This window comes from Mobiluncus curtisii ATCC 43063, assembly GCF_000196535.1.
GTDB classification, from domain to species: Bacteria; Actinomycetota; Actinomycetes; order Actinomycetales; family Actinomycetaceae; genus Mobiluncus; species Mobiluncus curtisii.
The window spans coordinates 114,947-136,797 of the sequence record NC_014246.1 but is presented as its reverse complement, the minus strand read 5'-3'; the positions used below and the strand labels follow the sequence as shown (position 1 = coordinate 136,797).

Below are 21,851 nucleotides of genomic sequence, written 5' to 3'. Positions count from 1 at the left end.
TCTGCCGTAAAGTTCAGCTACTTTTTCTTTTTCTTTTTCTTCTTTTTGGGTTTGTTATTGACTCCCTGCGCGGGATTGCCCGCGGTCGGCGGTTCTGTCCCTTCCGGCAAGGCGTCCAACGTCACGAATGGGATTTTGCCGGATTTGGCACGTGCCACCACCTCGGCGGCATGATTGGGCGCCGAACGTACCGTCTCAAACGACGTGCGCACGTATCCGCTCGAGGGTGGACGTGCGGGCAAGGTAATGGGGGCAGTATCGCTGGGCAGGTCCGTATAGGGAATAGTGGACAGGAAGTGGGCAATCATATTCAGCCGGGCGGCTTTCTTGGAGTCAGAGGAGACCTGATACCAAGGGCATTCCGTCGTGTCGGTATGCACCAGCATTTCGTCTTTTGCTCGTGAATAGTCCTCCCACCGGGTGATGGACTCCAAGTCCATGGGCGAGAGTTTCCACTGGCGCAAGGGATCGTGTAAACGCCGGGAAAACCGCTCGTACTGCACTTTGTCGGATACCGAGAACCAGTATTTGCGCAGCATGATACCGTCCTCGACCAGCATCCGTTCAAAGGTCGGGCACTGCTGCATAAACTTTTGCACCTGAATGGGGGTGGCGAAGCCCATGACCTTTTCGACTCCGGCACGGTTGTACCACGAGCGGTCAAAAATTACGATTTCTCCGGCGGCAGGCAGGTGAGAAATGTAGCGCTGGAAATACCACTGGGTTTTTTCGCGTTCCGTAGGAGTGGGCAGCGCCACGACTCGGGCGACACGCGGGGAAAGGTACTCGGTCAGGCGTTTGATGGTGCCGCCTTTTCCGGCAGCGTCGCGACCTTCGAAGATGACCACGATGCGAGCTCCGGTTTGTTTCACCCATCGCTGTAGCTTTGCCAGTTCAGTTTGTAGGCGGTACAGCTCAGTTTCATAGATTTTATTGGGAACTTTGAGAGGTGGTTCCGGTTTAGCCGTCGAGAGCTTGTCCGGGTTATCGTGGTTTTGCATGGCGACGCTCCTTTGCTACGCTAACGCCCTACAGAGATATACCTCCAGCATAGACGGAAATTGCAGGACGGGGCGGTAATTATCGGAGTGGAAAATCTGATATTTTTCGATACACTAGAAATATCTCGATGTCGAGACATAATTTCTAGACCGAAAGGAACAGCGTGGACCTCTACGAGTACCAGGCGCGTGACCTGTTTAATAAACACGGAGTTCCGGTTTTGCCGGGTAAAGTCGCAAGCACTGTGGAGGAGGCCAAGGCTGCTTTCACCGCCTTGGAGGTTCCGCTGGCAGTGGTAAAAGCCCAGGTTAAGACGGGCGGTCGCGGTAAGGCGGGTGGCGTAAAGCTGGCTCGCAGCGTAGAGGAGGCCGCAGCCAACGCCCAGGCGATTTTGGGTATGAACATCAAGGGTCATACGGTTTATCGCGTGATGGTGGTGGCTGGCGCCGACATCGACCGAGAGTTCTATTTCTCGATTCTGCTGGACCGTGCGAACCGCCAGAACCTGGCGATGTGCTCGGTCGAAGGTGGCATGGAAATCGAGCAGCTTGCCAAGGAAAAGCCCGAAGCGCTGGCAAAAGTCCCGATTCCTGCTTCCGGCATGGACGTGACCGTGGCGCGTCAGATTGCCGACGAAGCCGGGTTTGATCCAGAAACTGCTGCCAAAGTCGTGCCGGTTTTCCTGAAACTGTGGGATGTCTACACCGGTGAGGACGCCACCCTGGTGGAAGTGAACCCGCTGGTGGCGACGCCCCAGGGCGACATTATCGCTCTGGATGGCAAAGTCACTTTGGACGACAACGCCCGGTACCGTCACTCCGAACACGCCGAACTGGTCGACCAGCGGGCGGCTGACGAGCGCGAACTCAAGGCTCAGGAGGCCGGGTTGAACTACGTGCGCCTGGAGGGACAGGTCGGCATTATTGGTAACGGTGCTGGTCTGGTCATGTCTACCCTGGATGTGGTGGCGTACGCCGGTGAAAAGTACGGGACGAAGCCGGCGAACTTCCTGGACATCGGCGGCGGCGCTTCGGCTGAGGTCATGGCGAAGGGGCTGGATGTAATTCTGACCGACCCGCAGGTGAAATCCTGTTTCGTCAACGTGTTTGGCGGTATCACCGCCTGCGATGAGGTCGCCAACGGCATCATCGGTGCGCTCCAGATTCTCGGCGACCAGGCGACGAAACCCCTGGTGGTGCGCTTGGACGGCAACAAGGTCGAGGAGGGGCGCGCAATTCTAAAAGCTGCCAATCACCCCTTGGTCACCATGATGGAAACGATGGACGAAGCCGCCGACAAGGCTGCGCAGCTAGCAGCGAAGTAAAGGAGAAGCACCACCATGTCGATTTTTCTTGATGAAAACTCCAAAGTAATTGTCCAGGGCATGACCGGTTCGGAAGGTCGCAAGCACACGACCCGAATGCTCGCCTACGGCACCAAAGTGGTCGCCGGCACGAACCCGAAAAAGGCCGGAACCACCGTCGAATTCGACGTCGTTCCCTACGGTCCGTTGGTTGACTCGGTCCAGGGCGGTACCGTCAGCGTTCCGGTGTATGGTACGGTCGCCGACGCCAAGGCAGCGACCGGCGCAAACACTTCGGTTATTTTTGTGCCCCCCGCCGGGGCAAAAGGCGCCATCATTGAGGCGGTAGATGCGGGCATGGAGCTGGTGGTGGTCATCACCGAGCATATTCCCGTCCAGGACACGAACGCCGCTTTTGCCTACGCAAAGTCTCACGGGGTGCGCATGATTGGTCCGAACTGCCCCGGTATCATCAGCCCCGGCAAGTCCAACGTGGGCATCACTCCCGGCGACATTACCCCGCGTGGCAAGCTCGGCTTGGTGTCCAAGTCCGGCACCCTGACCTACCAGATGATGTATGAACTGCGCGATTTGGGCTTCACCACCTGCATCGGTATCGGTGGGGACCCCATAATCGGCACGACCCACATCGACGCCCTCGAGGCTTTCGAACAGGATCCCGAAACTGAGCTCATCGTAATGATTGGCGAAATCGGCGGTGACGCAGAGGAGCGCGCAGCCGCCTACATCAAAGAGCACGTCACCAAGCCTGTGGTGGGTTACGTAGCGGGCTTCACCGCGCCCGAAGGCAAGACTATGGGTCACGCCGGCGCTATCGTCTCCGGTTCTTCCGGGACTGCGGCTGCCAAGAAAGAAGCGCTTGAGGCGGTGGGGGTGCGCGTCGGTAAGACTCCGAGCGAAACCGCGCGCATCGCCCGCGAAATCATGCAGAGCAAATAGGACTGCCCTAGCTTTTTTAGGGGGGCGCGGTCGGAACTGATTTCGGTCGCGCCCTTTTGCCTGTTCACGAGGGTATTGGGTCGAGTCACAAGGGTGTCGCGGCGGGGAGTACCGGTGTGGCAAGTCGGCGCAGTTCCGAGGGTTTCTTATACTTAGGTGGGACGAGGCGCGCTCAATGCGCCAGGGAGGAGAGTTATGGACGCACGGTCTAACCGTCCCGGTCAACGTCCCCCGACTCGACCGGGGAGGCGCCAGCGTCGCGTCAACACTGCTCCGGAAGGACAAACCCTGCCGGTCGATTCCAGCGAGGTAGGTTCCGGTTTGCCGGCACCCGCAACCGGCACTGCGGGGTTGAACACGGCAGAATCTTTCCGCCATCCCGACTTCCGCTCGGCATTCCGTGCGGTTTTCCACAAACCAACCCGCGCCGAACTGTTCCCTGCCGGAACTTGGCGCTCACTGTGGTTGGGGTTTCAGGCGTGGGCGATTAGCTGGGCGGTGCTGGTGCTGTTGGCGATTGCGGTGTGGACGCCTTCTGCCACTACTCCTTCGGAAAAAGGCACGAAGTGGAGTGATGCGCTGGCGGTGGGTAACGCTATTTTCGCGGTTGCGTTCCGCGCTGAGTTTTCCAGCGAAACTATGCGGTTTTCCCTCACCCCGTGGGGGTTCACCTTGCTGATGGGGTTGCTGTTGGCAGCGAGTTTGCGGACGGCGAAACCGTCGAATCCCGCGGCTTTGGGTTGGGGGCTGGCGGCTTTCCTGATTCCCTGCTGGGGGTGTTTGTGTTTTGCCGCGATTTCCCTGGTGGTGTGGCGTGCGGTCATTTTTTCGCTGTGCTTTGCTGCAGTGGTGTTCTTTGCCGTCGCCAGGCATCAGACCTGGTGGAATCTGACCGCGTTTTTCCCTGAAGGCGAGCCGTGGCCTTGGCTGAGTCTGGCAGGTCGCTGCCTGCGCGTGTTGGCTCGAGGGGGCATGGTTCTCTCCGCGATTTTCCTGGTAGCGGGTATGTTTACCGGCTGGGAGCAGATGCGCACTATCTGGATTGGTCTCAAGCCGGACGCTTTGGGTTCTGTCGCGATGGTCTTGGCTATCCTGGCATACCTGCCGACCTTGCTGGTGTGGGGAGCAGCGTGGATTACCGGTCCGGGGATTACCTTGGGGCAGGGGACAGTGTTTTCTCCTGGTCAGGTCATTGGGGGAGACTTGCCCCCGGTACCCGTGCTGGCGTGGCTCCCGGACGGACCGGTAGGGTGGTGGCCTCTAATCTTTCCGGTGTTGTTAGCCATTGGTTTGGGGCTCTACCTGGGTGGACGTCACCAGCTCGAACTGGCTGACACCGCGTTGTCCCTCGCCTTGTTTCTGGCAGGATTGCTGCTGGGAGGGCTGCTCATCGTGTGGTTCGTTAGCGGTTCACTAGGTCCGGGTCGCTTGGTCAACGTGGGTCCCCTCGGCTCGACCCTCTATGCGGGAGTGCTGGCTTGGGGGGTACCTTTTGTGGTGACTGCCCTGCTGAACCACCCCTGGACACGCGAAGCCACTCGGCGCTTCGCGGTGCGAGTCTCGGGCAAGAATCCGCAGGCTCTGCCCACTGCTAGAATCGACTTATGACGAAGCGAGTCTTTACGCTGCCCGATGATCGCCCCACCCGTTTGGTGGTGCTGATTTCCGGAGTCGGCACTAATCTGCAGGCGCTCTATACGGCGACCACTAACGCGGCTTACGGTGCGGAAATAGTCGGGGTTGTCTCTGACCGGGACACTGCTGAGGGACTGCGCTGGGCACAATCACGAGGAATTCCCACCGCTACGGTCTGTTTGGGGGACTTTCCTGACCGGGAATCCTGGGATGTCGCTTTCACGGCAGCGGTGCAATCCTGGGAGCCGGACTTAATCGTCAGTGCCGGATTCCTGAAAATTTTAGGTCCGAAATTCTTAGCCCAGTGGCCTTCCCGCGTGGTCAACACCCACAATTCACTGCTGCCTTCTTTCGTGGGCATCCACGGTCCGCGCGATGCTCTGCGAGCCGGTGTGAAGCTGGCGGGGGCGACGCTGTTTATCGTTGATCCAGGTATGGACACCGGTCCGATTCTGGCTCAGGTGGCGGTTCCCGTCCATGGTGATGACGACCTGGAAACCTTGACCGAGAGAATCAAAGTTGCCGAACGTGCTCAGCTGGTCGCCAGCGTGGGGCGGATGGTGCAGCACGGCTGGTGGATTGACGAAGTTCGTGCCGGTTTTGAAAGTGACTAGGATTAAACCGCGGGTTTCTGGCGACGGGATTGCGTTCAAGAGCCGAAAACGCCCAATTAACTGTTGATTTTTAGAAAAAAGCAATAATCCAAATTAAGGAAGGCAAGACAAGGTGGCGGAAACGACAAATCGGAACAAGGATACTCAGATTCCTGTCAAACGGGCTTTGATTAGCGTGTGGGACAAAACCGGACTGGAACAGCTGGCACAGGCTCTGGTCGAAGCTGGCGTGCAAATCATTTCCACCGGCTCCACCGCAAAAAAGATTGCAGCCGCGGGTCTGCCAGTTACCCCGGTAGAGGATGTGACGGGTTTTCCGGAATGCTTGGAAGGTCGGGTTAAGACTCTGCACCCGCACATCCACGCCGGTATCCTCGCGGATCGGCGCAAACCTGACCACGTCAAGCAGTTGCAAGATTTGCAGGTCGAGCCGATTGACCTGGTGGTGTGCAACCTTTACCCCTTTGAGGATACGGTAGCCAGCGGCGCTGACTTCGATGCCTGCGTGGAACAAATCGACATCGGCGGGCCTTCCATGGTGCGTGCCGCCGCCAAGAACCACCCTTCAGTGGCGGTCGTGGTGTCGCCCTACACTTATGACGCCGTTATCGAAGCGGTCCAGGCAGGTGGCTTTGACCTGCACGAACGCAGGCTCTTGGCGTCGCAAGCTTTCGCGCATACCGCTGAATATGATGCTGCTATCGCCACTTGGCTTGATGACCAGATGACTCGTTTCGCGATGGAGAACGTCGGGGAGCTGGACTCGGCAGACGAGTCGGATGAGGATTCTGCGATGCCGGAATGGGTGGAACTTTCCGGGGACCGGATTGCCTCCCTGCGCTATGGCGAAAACCCCCATCAGTCCGCGGCGCTCTACGTTGATTTGGAACAGACTGCGGACCAGATGGAAGAAAATGCACAGGGAGAATGCAACTGTCCCGCTTGCACGCATTACCCCGAGCTGGATGATATTGAGGCTTGCGACCGGGCAGGTTCGGACCCCCACTCCAAGCCGGCTCCCGGCATCGCCAACGCGATTCAGCTGCATGGCAAGGAAATGTCGTTTAACAACTACACGGACGGGGACGCGGCGATTCGGGCAGCTTATGACCACGCTGAGCCCTGTGTGGCGATTATCAAACACGCCAATCCGTGCGGGATTGCGGTAGCCGCTGACGTCGCGACCGCGCATCGTAAAGCTCACGCCTGCGATCCGGTCAGTGCTTTCGGTGGGGTGATTGCGGTAAACCGTCCGGTGACGGTGGAACTGGCGAAACAGATTGCCCCGATTTTCACCGAAGTGGTGCTGGCTCCCGCCTATGAGCCAGGAGCGGTGAAAGCCCTGGCATCCAAGAAAAATCTGCGCGTGTTACGCGTTACCCCGCCAGCCCGAGGGGCGCTGGAAGTGCGTCAAATCAGCGGGGGATACCTGGCGCAGCAGCGTGATGATGTGGCGGAGTCAGGGGATTGCTCCAGCGGATGGACCAAAGTGTGCGGTCCTGACGTTGACGAAGCGACCCTGCGTGACCTGGAGTTTGCTTGGCAGACTATCCGCGCCACGAAGTCTAACGCTATTCTCTTGGCACATGACGGTGCGACGGTTGGTATCGGCATGGGTCAGGTCAACCGGGTGGATTCCTGCAAACTGGCGGTGGAACGCGCCAACACCCTGGGTGGACGGGAGACTGGAGACGCCGCCGCGAGCCAGAGCGATACCGCCGGGGGAGCGCGGGCTGAAGACTTGGCAGTGGCTGCTCCGCCCGAGCGAGCTCGGGGCGCTGTCGCGGCGTCCGATGCGTTCTTCCCGTTTGCCGATGGGCCACAGATTCTCATCAACGCAGGTGTGAAAGCTATCGTGCAGCCCGGCGGTTCTATCCGCGACCAGGAAACTATCGACGTGTGTGAAAAGGCCGGGGTCGCGATGTTTACCACCGGGGTGCGTCACTTCTTCCACTAGACGTGCTGGCGGGACCGGTAATCTGGCGATGGCTGGTCCCGCCGTGACTTCGAAACCGTAACCGACTTCAGAAAACGTCAAGGGAACCTTTTGAACACGCCAAACCCGCAAGCTCCCGAACCTGCCGCGCCGGACTGGCAGGCGTTGGACTCCGTGACGCCTGATCAGCCCACTTTGGTGCCTGACTCGGCTCCGCATCCGTTTGATGCCCCCAGCCGGGTTCAGGTGCTGCTGTTGGGGGCAGCGGTAGTGGCTCTGTTGGTGTGTTCCGTGATTGGATGGTGGCAAGCGGCAGTTTGGGGTTTAGTGGTGGTTTTATTGGCACTGGCAGTGTTTCGCCTGACCAACCGCCACGCGTGGACTCGGGCGCGCGGGACCATATTTGACGTGACGATGTTGGTCGCGGCGGCGACAGGAATTACCTTGGTGATGCTGGTATTACCAGGGTGAACTGCGATGACTCAATGGCAGGATATTTCAGAAAGTTGGTAAGCTAACCCTATGGCTGATGAAAAACGTAACAATCGAGACGAGATTTCCACCGATGCACAGAACCCGATGGATAAGCCTGGCTGGGTGGAAATAGACGGGGAGCGATTCTGGCATTGCCCCCGATTGTTTACCGCTGAACAGCATCAAACTTTGCCTTGGACGCTGGCAGACCGGGTGCGTCGCCTGCCCAACGCGAAACTGCTGGATCGAAAGACCGAGCTCGGCGGGTGGCGTTCGATGACGGCAGTGGAGTTTAACGAAGATGTTCACTCGGTCGCGCGCGGCTTGATTGGGATGGGCTTACAACCCGGAGATCGGTTCTCTATCATGGGGCACACCTCGTATGACTGGATGCTGTTGGAATACGCGGGATTTTGCGCCGGACTGGTGGTGGTTCCCATCTATGAGACGGATTCCGCGGAACAAATCGCGTGGATTCTGGAGGACGCTGACCCGGCATTGGTGGTGTGCGAAACGAACGCAATGCGTGAGCTGGTCAGCTCGAAACGGGATTGCGGTCGCAGCTTGAAACACGTGTTGTGCCTGGAAGATTCCGCGGTGGTCAGGATTAAGAAAGCCGGGATGGACGTTCCCGATTTTCAGGTTGACGAGCTTTCCCGCGCGGTGACTATCGACGATATTGCCACGATTATTTATACGTCCGGGACTGCCGGAAAGCCCAAAGGTGTGGAGCTGACGCACGGGAACTGGATTGAGTTGCTGGCGAACGGCATGAGGTGGATGCCGGAAGTCGCAGGGTATCCGTCCTCTCGGCTGCTGGTGTTCTTGCCTTTGGCGCACGTTTTGGCTCAGTATCTGCAGTTCCTCCAGCTTTGGGGCGCGGGCACCCTGGGGCATGCTCCCAATATCCGCAACCTGATTACGGATCTGCAAGAATTCGCCCCGTCTTATGCGATGGTGGTGCCCCGGGTACTGGAAAAGATCTACAACACGGCTCAGGTTCAAGCCCGAGCGCACCGGATTTCGCGAATCTTGTTCTCACGGTCGGTGAAAGTCGCCGAGGCGTATTCGCGCGCTTTGGATACCCCCGAGGGACCCAACCGGCGGCTGCGGGCGAAACGTCTGGTCTATTGCCAACTGGTTTACCGCCGGATTTTGTCTCTGTTTGGTCCAAACCTCAAGTTCGTGATTTGTGGCGGAGCGCCGTTGAGCGAAGAACTGGGGCATTTCTTCCGCGGCATCGGAATGCCGGTGCTGGAAGGCTACGGCTTGACCGAGACCTGTGCGCCCCTGTGCTTTAACAACCTAAGGACCAACCGCATTGGCACGGTTGGTCCCGCCGTTGCCGCTACTGACCTGAAAATTTCTCCCACCGGAGAGCTGCTGGCAAAGAGTCCCGCGATTTTCCATCGCTACCATAACAATCCAGAACAAACTGCGGCAGCTTTTGAAAACGGCTGGTTTAAGACCGGTGACTTGGCGACTATCGACCAGGATGGCTTCGTCCGGATCACCGGGCGCGCCAAGGACATTATCGTCACCGCCGGGGGAAAGAACGTGGCGCCTTCCGTGTTGGAAGACCCGCTGCGCCAGTATGCCTTGATTAACGAAGTAGTGGTGGTAGGCGAGGGAATGCCGTTCGTGTCTGCCCTGATTACTCTGGATGCGGATATGTTGCCGACCTGGCTAAAGAACCACGGTATGCCTACGATGGACCCGCTGACTGCTTCCAAGAATCCCCAGGTGTTGCAGGCAATTTCACGAGCGGTGGAACGGGTAAACGCTCGGGTGTCTCGCGCCGAGTCCATCCGTAAGTTCAAGGTCTTGCCGACCGCCTTTACCGTCGAAAACGGTCTGCTGACCCCGTCGATGAAAGTCAAGCGCAAGCAGGTCGCCGAGGCTTTTGCTGCCGAAATCGAGGAACTTTACGCCGATAAACTGGTGAAGTAAGACTGCCGAATCGAACCCGGTGCTCCCACCCTGGGGGGCAATTTCCTGGAAATTTATCTCGATATCGAGTAAAATTTCGATAGTGGCGCCAAGCCCGGAAAATTGACCTCTACAAGGAGTAAAAATGGCGAAAATCAAAGTGGAAAATCCGGTGGTCGAACTCGATGGCGATGAGATGACCCGCATTATTTGGCAACAAATTCGCGAAAAACTCATCTTGCCTTACCTGGACGTGGACCTGAAGTACTACGACTTGGGTATCGAAAATCGCGACCGGACTGAGGACCAGGTCACGATTGATTCCGCCAACGCCATTAAGAAGTACGGGGTGGGCGTGAAATGCGCCACCATCACCCCTGATGAAGCCCGCGTAGAGGAGTTCGGGCTAAAGAAAATGTGGAAGTCCCCCAACGGCACTATCCGCAACATTTTGGGTGGGGTCATCTTCCGTGAGCCAATCATCATGCAAAACGTGCCGCGTTTGGTCAAGGGGTGGGACAAGCCGATTGTGGTGGCGCGGCATGCGTTTGGTGACCAGTACAAGGCGACGGACTTTAAGGTTCCCGGTGCTGGCAAGATTATGTTGAGCTGGGTGCCTGACGACGGCAGCAAGCCCATCGAGCACGAGATTATTCACATGCCCGAGGCGGGCGGTGTCGCCATGGGCATGTACAACTTTAACGACTCCATCCGCGATTTCGCCCATGCCTGCTTTAACTATGCCCTGGCACGGAAATACCCGGTGTATCTCTCGACCAAGAACACAATTTTGAAAGCCTACGACGGGGCGTTCAAAGACATTTTTGCCGAAGTCTATGAATCCGAATTTAAAGCCAAGTTTGAATCTGCCGGTTTGCTCTATGAGCATCGTTTGATTGATGACATGGTCGCCAGTTCTCTCAAGTGGCACGGCGGCTACCTGTGGGCGTGCAAGAACTATGACGGCGACGTCCAATCCGACACGGTGGCGCAGGGCTTCGGCTCGCTGGGGTTGATGACTTCTGTGCTGATGACCCCGGATGGGCGCACCGTTGAGGCAGAGGCAGCGCACGGCACGGTGACGCGCCACTATCGGGCTTGGCAGCGGGGGGAACAGACCTCTACGAATCCGATTGCTTCCATCTATGCCTGGACGCGCGGGCTGGCGCATCGCGGCAAGCTCGATAACACCCCGGCGGTCATTGAGTTCGCCGAGACCCTCGAGGACGTCATCGTAAAAACTGTCGAGGGCGGTCAGATGACCAAAGACTTGGCGCTGCTGGTCGGCGGGGATACCCCGTGGTTGACCAGCGACGAATTCATGAACGTCCTGGATCAGAACCTGCAGGCTCGCTTGAGTTAGAGCGCCGGCGCATCAGCACCAGCCCCACCACAATCAGCCCGGCGCTGAGCGTCATGGCTCCGGCTATCTGCACCCCAGTCTTTGCCAGCGCACCGGCGACTTTGCCGGGCAGCGACTGACTGGGCGGGGTCAGACCCCATTCTTCCCAAGTGCCAGCCACCCGCGGGTCGTCCGGGTTGGGAATGTAGGTGTTCGTCTTTGGGTCGTAAATCCAGCCGGGGATGTCATAAGGGTCGGTGACTCGGTTCGGGTCGACCCCTTTCGGCAGCTTTGGCAGCGGGGTATTGCTGGGGGAGGGAACCGGGCTAACGCTGGGTTTCGGGCTCTGACTGGGGGTGGCGCTCTGGCTGGGCGTGGGAGCGAATCCAGGCGTACCTCCGCCACCGCCAGTGCCGCCTCCGGGCTGAGGCGCTGCGGTCGCTACCGGTTTTGGCACCAGTCCCAGTCCGTAACTCCATTTGGGGCTGCCAGACGACGTGTCGCCGTAGGGTAGAGTCACCAGGGAGGGGCAGAACTTCAGGAAGTTCGTGTTAGGTGTGTTTGGTGGGGTGGACTCGATGAGGTACACGCCCAGTGCTAAGTTCTTAAACTCCACCACACCGGCGTAGTTCGTGGTGCCGGTTTGGGGGCTTTCCAAGCCTTTTTTGCGCGCTTGGGTGACAGTCAGCTGTGCCAACTTGCGGTAATCCACGCCTGTCCCGGTGGTGGCGACGTCTTTTACTTTCGAAATTTTTACCGTGTAGTTTGCGGTGGACCCGTTGGGTACGGTCGGGTTTTTCGGGTCATCATTGGGGTTCTTGCGGGTCAGATGCACTTCAATAGTGCCGGTCTGGGAGCCAGCAATGGCGTTTACGTTCAACCCGGTGGTGGTGCCGGTGACGGCATGAATGTGGTCCTCTTCGTTGCTGGCCAGGGCGGGCACGGCACCCAGGCTGAGAGCCAGCGCAAATCCTGCCCCCAGCGCGGTCAGGCGCATTTTCAGTTTCGTTTCCATGACTTCATCTCCCTGGTTTTTTCGGTTTCACGCGGTGCGTCACCTTTAAAGTTTTCGTTTCTTCGCCGACGTAGTTGCCCCCACACCCACACTATTGCCAGCACTCCTGCCGCGGTGGCGATAGCGACCAGCACCCACATCCACCAAGACAAGGTCTGCAGCGGAGCCTGCACCGCGGGGAAGTCCTCGGGGGGCAGGGTGGTGCGTTCCCCGGTGACCAGCAGGCGGTGGGAGTTGATTCCATAAGGGGTGCAGGTCAAGACCGTCAGCAGGTCGCGTCCGCCCTGGACTTTGAGGGTCTTTATTTCGTCGGGTTTCACCACGCGGATGTCGTAAACCCGGTAAGCCATCTTGCGTCCCATCACGTCCAGGAACATCAAATCGCCTTTTTCCACGTCTACCAGGTGGTCCAGCAGGGTCGCGGTGGGCAGTCCGGTGTGTCCGGTCAACACGGCGTGGGTGTCATTTCCGCCCACCGGCAGGGACGAACCGTAGAGGTGACCAATCCCGCGCTCCAGAGTCTCCACTTCGGAACCGTGATAAATCGGCAGGTCGACCCGCGCTTTGGGGATAATCAGGCGTCCCATCTCGGGCAGCAGGTCCAGCTGGTGCAGATACCCCTGATAGGGATAGTTGTTCTTGGACACGCGCGCCATCCACGGGTCCAGCACGGGGGTGCCGGGGATGCTTCGGTTGTATTCCTCGGCTTTCGCGAGCATTTCGTCCAGTACCTCGGGTCGGCTCTGTTCGATTTGTTCGCTGTAGGTCAGGGTGTGGCGGTGCTGCACATAATTGTTGAAGTTTGTTGCCACCACCGGGTAGAGCAGTACCCCTATCCCGATGATGGTCAACAGCACAGGAATCCACAGGCGGGGGCGTGAGTGGACGACGTTGATATGTTTTGGTGCGTTCGCGACCGAGCGTGGCGCCAACACTACAGTGTTCTTTCCGCTCACGTTTACCCCTCCTTTCGGCTAGTTGAGTTTAATCCCGGTACTGCGGGTGAGCGCGCTTAGGAGCGCTGGCGACGCATATAGACGGCAGCTCCACCCAACAGCACCAAACCGACGATGACGAACAGGATGATGCCCTTGCCACCGGTATTTGGCAGCAAACCGGTAATGGAGCTGGTGGAGGTGTTCTTTACCGTCACCTCTAAGGTGTTGCCAGCGGCGCCGGTAATCTTCGCCTTAGTGAATTCGAACTTTTGTGGACCAGCCAGCTGCTGGTAGCCATCGGGTGCCTTGGTCTGGACCAGGCAGAGCTCTCCCTCAGTGGCGCCCAGCGGACCGACGATCACACCGTTAGCGGCATCGGTAATCTCGAACTCACTGTTGGCGCCGATGGTCAGCGCGTTCCCGGTCGTTTTGGTGCCCAACGGGTCGCCCGCGCACTGGTAGATTTTAAACTTCGCTCCGGAAAGTTTGGTGCCGGTAGCGTTTTCGTTCAAAATCTTTAGCTTGCCGAAAGTGGTCTTGGCAGGGTTATCCGGATCGGACACAATAGTCGTTTCGCCGCCGCCGCCGTTTGCCGTGGTGTAGATAGCCTTCGCGGCGTTGGTGACCCCGTCGGTAGTATTGACCGAGTTCAACACTTCGGTTTTGACAATCAAACGCATGGTTTTGCCCTTGGCAGCGTTAATTTTAGTTAGACCATTAGCGGTAAAGGTGACCTCCAGCTGGTTAGCGGTCGGTGAGTCAGTAGCCACGGTGTAGTCATTGGCATTGCCAGCAGTCAAACCGGTATTCGCGTGTTCGGGGTCGATGGTAACGGAGGAGACGATTGTAGCTTTCATATTGGTCGGCAAATCCTGCACCTTAAACGTCGCGAAGGTGTCGTTGGTGTCGATATCTGGAATCGGCACGTCCATTTGCCAAGTCATTGTGGAACCGACCGTGATAGGAGTACCTGCCGGAGTAATGTCCGTCTTTTTAATCTTGCTGGCATCCCCATTCTTGGGATAGACATGGATGTCATACACCCAGTTGGCAGTGTTGGCTGGATCCGTCATGGGGACAAACACGACCGCCGGAGCCATCAGGGTTTTCCCCTCCGGGGCAGCAGTCTGCGTGAGTCGATACACGCCCGGCTTTAGACCCTGGAATTTATGGGTACCGTCTGTTGTAGTCTTGCCGGTTTGTGCCGCGAAGGTCGGATCCAGGGCGCCGAAATTTTTTGCTGTCAATCCGAGGGCACTCGAATATCCAGCATTGGTGGTGATGTCAATGTTGGATTTCTCGAGTTTAAAGGTGGCGTTTTCGATTGCCGTTGCACCTGCCGGTAACGGAGTCGTTTCCATACCAGTGGGGGTTGCCGTCCGACCGCCGGTGGGCATAGTCAGAGCGTGCACCGTGATTGAGCCGGTAGCGTTACCGTTAATCGCTGCGGCGGAGGCGACCGGCGCGTTGAGCATTCCCGCAGCCCCCAGCAGGGCGACCGCTCCGGTGGCAAAAATCGCCACAGTGCGACGCCAAATGGGTATTCCTATGGATTTCATATTAACTAACCTCATCTTCCTGTGTTTATTAATGGTTTTCTTTGAGTAAAGTCTTGCGTCGGTAAGTCAGGGCGAGCCCACCTGCCAGAATCAGCAGTCCCGTCAGCTCAATCCAGAGACGTGCCCCACCGGTCTTGGGCAAATATCCGGAGGAAACCTCCGCCACATCAATAGACCACGGCTGGGTATCGTTTGCGGGGGTCCGCACGGCTACCATCCCGGTGTGGGAGACATAGCCTGCCAATTTGACCTCGAGGTCCTGACCAAAGTCGGTGTACGGGTCGAATTTCCGGTTGCTATCGAGGTGATTCTGAGGACTGACCGTGAAATTCCAATAGGTCGGCAGCATTTCGCCCATCCCGGACTTGGTTTCCTCCAGCGCATACCCGCCGGGTGCCAGCGTGGCCGTGAATACGCCGGGTATTGTGTTGCCGTTCACGTCCGTTTGCGCGCTTACCTCGATGCCTTGATTTAAATCTGGCTGACCGTTCGTGTCGACGGGGTAAATCTTGAACTTAGCCCCGGTATCGATTGCTGTCTGGAAATCCTTATCCACCTTGCGGACCTGGACTTTTGCCTTGTCTCGATAAATCGTGTGCAGCACCACGCGCGGGTCGTCGCCAGCATTCATCGGGAAACCCGCCGAGGGTACCTCCGCGCGGTTAGCTGCCGACCATTCCACGTTGCCTTCGGCGGTGAGCACGTCACTAAACTTCGGTGCGGTGCGGGGCGTTCCGGTGGCAGGGTCTAGCAGCTGTTCCCGTGGCGGTGTCATCAGCGAGGTCAGGTGTGTCAGACCCTTATTTGTCAGGCTGCTCAAATCTGCCGAGGGCGGTTGGGGGACAATGGTGCATTTGGTGTCTACTGGCACGATTGCGCGAGCCAACTGGGCAGCCTTGGCGTCGCCTACCGCGACGGGGGAGGCGCTGGTGTATTCATACTGCAGACTTCCCGTTTCTGGATACGTGACCGGCAGCGTCGGATAGGTACAGCGGTAGGTATAGGGGTACTTTGTCGTGTCCTTTGCCAGCAGCCGCTCAGCGCGGTCGCCTTGCGGATACGCCACGACCCCAATATCGGCCTTTTGCACCAGGTAGGTGTTCGTAAAAGTGATGGTGGTCTGATTCTTGCCCGTCGGATCGAGGGTCACGCCTTTCGCGTGCTGATACTGGGTCAAATCAGATTTCTGGGTCGAGCATTGCTGATCCGGGTCAGTTTCAGTTGGGCAGGGGTATTTATCGTCCATGTATTCGGACTGGAATTGTTCCGCCGAGACTTTCTTCGTGCTGGGTGTCGGGTCACTGGTCACAGTGTCTTCGCGCCAGTCTGCGCCCAGCCGGTGACGTAAAGTCGGGTAGTTGGCTATCGGGTCGGTAGTGTCGGCGTTTTTCAGCGTGAAAGCGCAGGTAGCCGTGGCAGGCAGAATCCCCTCTGTCTCAGCATTCCGCTGGACCTGAACAGCGTGACCGGAACTGTCCACGTTCACGGTGCCGGTGTATGTCACCGGGGTGTCCTCGGTGGCGGGCGGCTGAGCCGGATTCCGCAGGTAAGCATCGGTGCAGGTGTAGTTGACCTGGTATCCCGCAATGGTGAGCTTCGAACCGACGTTTTCTTGGTACGTGGTGCTTGGCGTCGTCGTGTCCACCAGGGCAGTGACCCTCAGGTTTGCTTCGGGACGGATGTAGGTGTTGGTGAGGTCGAAAACCGTGTACTTTTGCTCGCCTCCCTGTGCCGAAACGTAGTCGGGATGTACCCGGAAGCCCTTGAGAATGCCTTCGTTTTGTGCCGGCACCAGGTTTTCATCCGCCGCGTATGTTACGCCGTCTGCGGTACCACCGTTGACATCAATGTCCCCAAATAGGGTCGCTAAATGATCTTTCAGGGTCGCCAGGGGGTCGGTGGCATCAGCGGGAATATCATCGGTCAAACTGGTGGAGGTATCCGAACTCACTCGGTGCAGCTGGTAGTCCACCGTAGCGTCATAGGACTCCGGTCGGATTTCTGCCAGCACACAGTTATAGTCCACCGGCACGAACACGTCCGACACGGCGGTAGCCGTGTAGGGGTCAGCCTTACTGGGGGTTAGTTTCAGCGTGGTGTTATAGATAGCGGCAGCGTTACCGGCGTTTGGAATCGTGACTCCGTTCGCCACCAGGGTGGGTGGTTTGCAGTACAAACGCAAGGAGACTGCTTTGCCCTCGCCCAGGCGTTTCCCGTTACCGTCTATCTTTAGATTTACCTTTACGCGGGTCTTTTCAAACGTGTAGTTGTTCCACGGCACCATCGTGCCCGCAAAGTTTTCCGGCAGTATCTTGGGCACGATCGGGTTGGTGGAACCGGCGGGATTGTCTTTATCCGACCAGAATTCGTTTTTCTTGGTTCCAGCGTCGCGTGGCAGTTTCACCAGGGCGATGGCTTTCGAAGTGGCAGTCTGGTAGCTGCACAGGTCAGTGCCTTTCGTTTCGCAGTTGGACACAATCGGTTCGCGGGAACGGAACCCCTCATTCAGCTCCCAATAGTTGTCCCACTTGGAGTGCGGACGCTCGGCTACGGTCGAATCTTCGGATACCGCGCAGACGGCACCGGCGGGCAGGGCGTCAATCGGGTGCCATTCACCTTGCTCGAACCGTCCCATCTTGATGCTCTGCTGGTCTGCCAAATCCGCGAGTCGGTCGTTGAGGTCGTTGCCTAACGTGGCAGTAACGTCCTGCTTACCCTTGATAGTGCGGGCAGCGGGTATCGGAATCTTTACCCCGTTTAGCGTGCAGGAATAATCGACCTTGAACTGGTGATTTCCCGGAATCATCGACGTGCCTTCGCCGCCGACCTTTTTCTTAAGGTTAAACGAACCCAGCTGCATCCGGTAGGGGATATGCAGTGTCAGGCTGTTGGCATCAGCAGCACTTCCAGCTCGGGTGACCACCTTGCCGGTTAAACCGCTCTGGGTGGCATCTGTTCCGGAACCGCCCACGGCGTTCCACGTAAAGTTGGCTCCCGAGGGGGCATCGGCGTTGAGTGCCTTGCCGTCAGCACCCACCAGGTCAGCGCCGGGAATCTTAAACCGTGGCTGTTTGAGGTCAATCTGGCAGCTCCAGCCCACCGGCACCGTCAGCGGGTTGGGCAGTCGCCAGCCGTCCTCATTCACCGTAAAGTCGCCGGCGATGGTGTATTTGTCCGACCCGCTGGTACACACCAGTTTGGCACGAGCCTTGTAGTCGCCCGTGGTGGCTCCGGTATCCGTTTTGTGGATGAACAGGGCTTTCTTCCACTTCGCAGGTACGTTAATGTTGGCTGCTGAGTCGGTATCGGCAGAAGTTTTCACGTCCGTGGTGGTCGAGAGCATCAGCTGTGTATATGCCACCGCATAGTTGTTGACAATGTTGATACTCAAGCTACCGCTCGCAGTGGGGGAAGTAAACGTGAGTACGGGATTGCCGGTATCGCTCGACGTATGCTTGACGGTGTAGCCGTTAGAGGGGGTCATTTTGGTAATCCGGGTCAGTCTCGGGTCATCGTTCGTGATCTGGGTCAGGGTGCACCGGGCGTTTGCGGGAATCTGCGTGTTCCCGGATAGTTCTTTGACGCCACCGTCGCGAGTCAAGGTCACATTTATTTCGCCATTCCCGCAGTTAATGGTGTAGTTGTAGTTTCCGGGCAGTCCGGACTTGAGGGAGGCGTAGGGCAGGGTGTCCCCGGATTCGGTGTGCAAGGTGATATTGCCAGCAGTTTGCAGCTTATAAGTGGTGGTAATTTTTGCGGGAGCCCCATCCAAAGTCACGTTAGGGGATTCCACCGTGGTAGAGGTGATGACCCGATTGGCGTCAGGATAGCGTGGGGCTCCGTTTGCGCCGGTCGCTTTCGTCAAATCTGGTAATCCCGGTATCTCCGTGGCATAGGTACAGGTCGTGCCTATGGGAAGGGTTCCCAAATCGACCGTGCCGTCACCGTTAATACTCGTTTCAATAACCTCAGGCTTTGCGACTCCCGGCTTCGTGCAGGTAGCAGTAACCTTCTTGGTCAGACTCTGCAAAGCATCTTGCAGGTCCTGGTCAGAGACAGTGGTATCAAAGCTGGAAACGTGCTGTATCTGTTTCTTGACAGTTTTATACGTGAATTTGGTATCGGTCGTAACCGGAACCGGAGTGGTTGTATCCGTAATCGGACCGAAAGTCTTTTGCCCCGGTTTAGTGACGGTGATGGCATTCGGCACACCGGTCAAATTCTCTTCGGTAACGCTACATTTGGCAGCTGCCGGAACCGTGACCGTGACGGGCACGTCCGCTTGTGCGATAAAGCTCGCGGTACCGGTGTGGATGTTCGCGCCATTATGCGTACAGCTGAGGTTTTCCTTAAATGTTTGTTCACGCCCCACCAATTCTGCGTCCCCGCTCACGGTCTTGGTGAAGGTTATCTGCGCATTCTTCCGTACTAGGTCCTGCTGGAGCGTAATGGATTTCTGTCCCCCGGAATGAACCCAGAAATAGTTATTGGTACACTTTTTCTCCGCAGTGCCCTTATCCTTCCAATCACTGGCGCACACGTTGGAGGAGTAGCTGTCGATGATGTTAAAGCCCTCTACGCTCCACGGGTGGGTTGTTGCGGTTCCGGGTGCGCCTTTCGGGGGCAGGGAAGTGAACAGGCAGTGGGTGCCGACCGGCCAGGTCGGAATGGTGTGACCGGCTTTATCCAATATCGGCTCATGGGTAGTGGGGTCACGTTTAATCCCCAGCTCGTAGTAATCAGTATCGTTGGTAGGCACATCTACCGCGCCGAGTTCCACATAACCGGGCATCGCGGCAGCGCCGGATTCGGGAATCTCCGGCGGGCGAGTCGGGTCACCCATATAGCGGCAGTTGTAGTAAACCGGCACTTTCCCTGGCTTAGTTAGGCTCGAAAATGCGGGATCGTTACTTTTGTTGGTGAGCTCGACCTTTAACTTCACCGAGGCTTTCTTCGAGGTGAAAGTGGTTAGTGACTCCAAGATGGATTTCTCGGTAGGAGCCGCGAACTCCGGCTTGGTCAACTGCTCCCCGGAGGCGGTAAAGCTGTAGTCGTAGCCGTTGGCGGCTGGGGCAACAGGTTTGGTTTCTTTGACCTCAAAGTATTGCGAGTGATCCAGGGTATCCTGGACGGTCATCAGGTTATCCCAGTCGGCTTTTTTCCACGGCTCAGGGCAACTAGCGGACTGATCCCTGCCGTAACAGCGATGCGGATACTTCACGGAGCTGTCCACCTGGCACGTGGCGCCAACCGGCAGACGGTGCACGTCATCCCGACCCTTAGTGCCGATGGGTATATCGGGGAAAGTATATTCAGTGTTCAGGGTGACGTCGGGACCGCTGGTATTTTGTTTTGCCAACACCAATTCTCTGGAATCTTTTACAAAAGGCTGCTGGGGGTCTGTAACAGCGTAGGGATCCTTACAACTCCACGCCACTTTAAACTTGGATTTCAGCACGTCAAAGCGGATTTGCTCATTGCTGACTTTCACGGATTTACGCAGCACGGATTCTTGCAGGAGGCGGTGATAGAACCCACATTTAATATAGGTGTACTTATCGAAGTCGGCTTGCGCGAGGGAAATCCCGCCGCGGGTATTTGTACCCGTGGCATCTGCCGGGGCAAAAGTAAACGGATCTTTGCGGCTGGAGAAACCTACGCACCGGGCGTTAGCCTCTCGGGGCAGTTTTTCCGGGGAGTATTTGTCATTCGGCAGCCGGAGGCGGGTCAGGGCGTACTTTTCCTGATTTGGTCGAGGCACAATTTGCAGGCTGCGCTCACCCCTGGTGGGTTTTTCAACGATGCCGTCCGTGCCGGTAGACAGTTTCCTGCCACCGATGATTTCAAAGTCGGTGTTCGCAATGGGGTGTTGGAACACCAAGTTTTCATCCACCGCATCCGCAGTAATCTCCAGACCTTTGTCTCTAAACAGGTAGTCCTCGACGGTTTCAGCAAACTTTCCATCCCGCACGTGATTGCAGCGTTGTTCAGCTAAGTCGTACGGATTGCCCGTCGGTTCCGGACCGGTAGAGGGGTCAAATTGGTTACAGGCTTTTCGGATTGCTTCCCGCTGGGCAGCATCTTTCTTATTGGTCGGTTTGTTGTACCAGTCAGAGTCCATATTCCGGGGGTCCTGGAAGTGATACCAGTCGTAGTTCAGCAGGGTATTCGAGGTTTTAGTTCCGTAGCCGTTCAGATTATGTTTGATGACGGTGATATTGCCGCCGGCTTTCCCAGCTAATTTGGTGAGGAAGTCTTTCCGTCGGCCATCATTGTAATAGGACGGTCCCATAGCTAAAAAGTTCACGTGGGCGCCCTTGTCGGCAATCGCTTTGGCTTCATCGTACGCGGCGTTTTCGGCATTTAACCTGTCCAACACCGGTCGGCATTTCTCATTGCTGGGATCGCCGTAGCAATATCCCAGTCCGGTGGTGAACACGATGATGTTGTTATACAGGGGCTGGGAGGGCGCAGTTCCGTGCTTGGCTTGATATTCCTGCGCATAGGCATCCATATCGTTGCGGATTTGCTTTAGTCCCCACTCGAAGTTCGAGCCGTCCTCAGCCTTCATCCGATAGCCTTCCCCATCGGTGGCGTCCAAGGTACGCAACTTGGCGACGACCTTGTCAAAACCGTCTTTGTTCTCCAGGGAAGTCGCTTTCAAGTTCGGGGTGTTATTGGGGGATACCCCGTTAGCAGAACGAGCCCGGTGGAAAGTGTAGACCCCGACCGAGACCGGAGCGCCCCGCAGGTGGCTGAGCATCTGAATGATTTGATTGGACTGATCAAAGTTGCGGTAGGGTTTGCCGTCTTTGTAACTGAAATAGGCTCCGCCCATGGTTTCCCAGGCGTAGCTCGGCTCGAAGTTAAACACCAAAGCAACGCGGTTATTAGTCAATTCGGGGGCATGTTCGACATTGTCGGGGCGTGGGAAGTTCGTGGTCCAGGGATCATTTTCGGCGTCGCCGAGGGGACCGTAGTCCGGCGGAATGTTCTGGGTGTTTGTAGATGCATCGGCCGGTGTGGGTCGCACCATCATGGAAACTAGCTGTACTGTACCTATCAGCAAGGCGAAAGTGGCGATTATCGCCAGAGCTTTTTGCACTATTACCCGGTTTATCATTGTCCCCACCCTGATTCCGTA

General features: G+C 57.3%; 13 protein-coding genes. 8 read left to right on the top strand and 5 right to left on the bottom strand.

Annotated features, from left to right (window positions below):
- Positions 1 to 17 precede the first annotated feature (17 nt).
- Entirely contained in the window at positions 18 to 1,001 is a 984-nt protein-coding gene (ppk2, locus tag HMPREF0573_RS00605; RefSeq protein ID WP_013188596.1) for a polyphosphate kinase 2, read from the bottom strand.
- A gap of 164 nt (positions 1,002 to 1,165) precedes the next feature.
- Here ppk2 and sucC point away from each other — a divergent pair, with 164 nt between their 5' ends.
- The 8 genes from sucC to HMPREF0573_RS00565 all read left to right on the top strand — a co-directional run bounded on the left by sucC (position 1,166) and on the right by HMPREF0573_RS00565 (position 11,216).
- Entirely contained in the window at positions 1,166 to 2,326 is a 1,161-nt protein-coding gene (sucC, locus tag HMPREF0573_RS00600; protein ID WP_013188594.1) for an ADP-forming succinate--CoA ligase subunit beta, read from the top strand.
- A 15-nt stretch (positions 2,327 to 2,341) separates the two neighbouring features.
- Positions 2,342 to 3,265, top strand: coding sequence for a succinate--CoA ligase subunit alpha (gene sucD, locus HMPREF0573_RS00595; protein WP_004009850.1), 924 nt, complete (start codon positions 2,342 to 2,344; stop codon positions 3,263 to 3,265).
- A gap of 195 nt (positions 3,266 to 3,460) precedes the next feature.
- Positions 3,461 to 4,873, top strand: coding sequence for a cell division protein PerM (locus tag HMPREF0573_RS00590; RefSeq protein ID WP_236589571.1), 1,413 nt, complete (start codon positions 3,461 to 3,463; stop codon positions 4,871 to 4,873).
- Positions 4,870 to 5,514 carry a phosphoribosylglycinamide formyltransferase gene (purN, locus tag HMPREF0573_RS00585; protein ID WP_013188592.1) on the top strand — a complete coding sequence of 215 codons (645 nt, stop codon included), beginning with the start codon at positions 4,870 to 4,872 and terminating at the stop codon, positions 5,512 to 5,514. Before HMPREF0573_RS00590 ends, purN begins: the two co-directional genes overlap by 4 nt.
- A 112-nt stretch (positions 5,515 to 5,626) precedes the next feature.
- Positions 5,627 to 7,471: a bifunctional phosphoribosylaminoimidazolecarboxamide formyltransferase/inosine monophosphate cyclohydrolase gene (locus tag HMPREF0573_RS00580; RefSeq protein ID WP_013188591.1), complete on the top strand. Its 1,845-nt coding sequence runs from the start codon at positions 5,627 to 5,629 to the stop codon at positions 7,469 to 7,471.
- Between the two features lie 90 nt (positions 7,472 to 7,561).
- Positions 7,562 to 7,921: a hypothetical protein gene (locus tag HMPREF0573_RS00575; protein WP_004009846.1), complete on the top strand. Its 360-nt coding sequence runs from the start codon at positions 7,562 to 7,564 to the stop codon at positions 7,919 to 7,921.
- A gap of 51 nt (positions 7,922 to 7,972) precedes the next feature.
- Positions 7,973 to 9,874, top strand: a complete 1,902-nt coding sequence (locus HMPREF0573_RS00570) for an AMP-dependent synthetase/ligase (protein ID WP_004009845.1) — start codon at positions 7,973 to 7,975, stop codon at positions 9,872 to 9,874.
- Positions 9,875 to 9,998: 124 nt separating this feature from the next.
- The gene (locus HMPREF0573_RS00565; RefSeq protein ID WP_013188590.1) at positions 9,999 to 11,216 is read left to right on the top strand and encodes an NADP-dependent isocitrate dehydrogenase; all 1,218 of its coding nucleotides are present in this window, start codon (positions 9,999 to 10,001) and stop codon (positions 11,214 to 11,216) included.
- On the opposite strand, the gene HMPREF0573_RS00560 is transcribed toward HMPREF0573_RS00565, so the two are convergent.
- Genes HMPREF0573_RS00560 through HMPREF0573_RS00545 form a run of 4 tightly spaced genes read right to left on the bottom strand, consistent with a single transcriptional unit; the run spans position 11,173 to position 21,830 of the window.
- Entirely contained in the window at positions 11,173 to 12,210 is a 1,038-nt protein-coding gene (locus HMPREF0573_RS00560) for an isopeptide-forming domain-containing protein (protein WP_013188589.1), read from the bottom strand. The genes HMPREF0573_RS00565 and HMPREF0573_RS00560 overlap by 44 nt on opposite strands.
- The gene (locus HMPREF0573_RS00555; protein ID WP_004008113.1) at positions 12,195 to 13,166 is read right to left on the bottom strand and encodes a class C sortase; all 972 of its coding nucleotides are present in this window, start codon (positions 13,164 to 13,166) and stop codon (positions 12,195 to 12,197) included. The genes HMPREF0573_RS00560 and HMPREF0573_RS00555 overlap by 16 nt, the downstream gene beginning before the upstream one ends.
- Positions 13,167 to 13,222: 56 nt before the next feature.
- Positions 13,223 to 14,722, bottom strand: coding sequence for a SpaH/EbpB family LPXTG-anchored major pilin (locus tag HMPREF0573_RS00550; protein ID WP_013188587.1), 1,500 nt, complete (start codon positions 14,720 to 14,722; stop codon positions 13,223 to 13,225).
- Between the two features lie 13 nt (positions 14,723 to 14,735).
- A complete protein-coding gene (locus HMPREF0573_RS00545) occupies positions 14,736 to 21,830 on the bottom strand; it encodes a DUF5979 domain-containing protein (RefSeq protein WP_013188586.1) in 7,095 nt (2,364 codons plus the stop codon).
- Between the last annotated feature and the right edge of the window lie 21 nt (positions 21,831 to 21,851).

Excerpts from the sequence above, each read along its gene's own strand:
- ppk2 (WP_013188596.1), bottom strand. The coding sequence starts at position 1,001 with ATGCAAAACCACGATAACCCGGACAAGCTCTCGACGGCTAAACCGGAA.
- sucD (WP_004009850.1), top strand. The coding sequence starts at position 2,342 with ATGTCGATTTTTCTTGATGAAAACTCCAAAGTAATTGTCCAGGGCATG.
- HMPREF0573_RS00590 (WP_236589571.1), top strand. The coding sequence starts at position 3,461 with ATGGACGCACGGTCTAACCGTCCCGGTCAACGTCCCCCGACTCGACCG.
- purN (WP_013188592.1), top strand. The coding sequence starts at position 4,870 with ATGACGAAGCGAGTCTTTACGCTGCCCGATGATCGCCCCACCCGTTTG.
- HMPREF0573_RS00570 (WP_004009845.1), top strand. The coding sequence starts at position 7,973 with ATGGCTGATGAAAAACGTAACAATCGAGACGAGATTTCCACCGATGCA.
- HMPREF0573_RS00565 (WP_013188590.1), top strand. The coding sequence starts at position 9,999 with ATGGCGAAAATCAAAGTGGAAAATCCGGTGGTCGAACTCGATGGCGAT.
- HMPREF0573_RS00560 (WP_013188589.1), bottom strand. The coding sequence starts at position 12,210 with ATGGAAACGAAACTGAAAATGCGCCTGACCGCGCTGGGGGCAGGATTT.
- HMPREF0573_RS00550 (WP_013188587.1), bottom strand. The coding sequence starts at position 14,722 with ATGAGGTTAGTTAATATGAAATCCATAGGAATACCCATTTGGCGTCGC.
- HMPREF0573_RS00545 (WP_013188586.1), bottom strand. The coding sequence starts at position 21,830 with ATGATAAACCGGGTAATAGTGCAAAAAGCTCTGGCGATAATCGCCACT.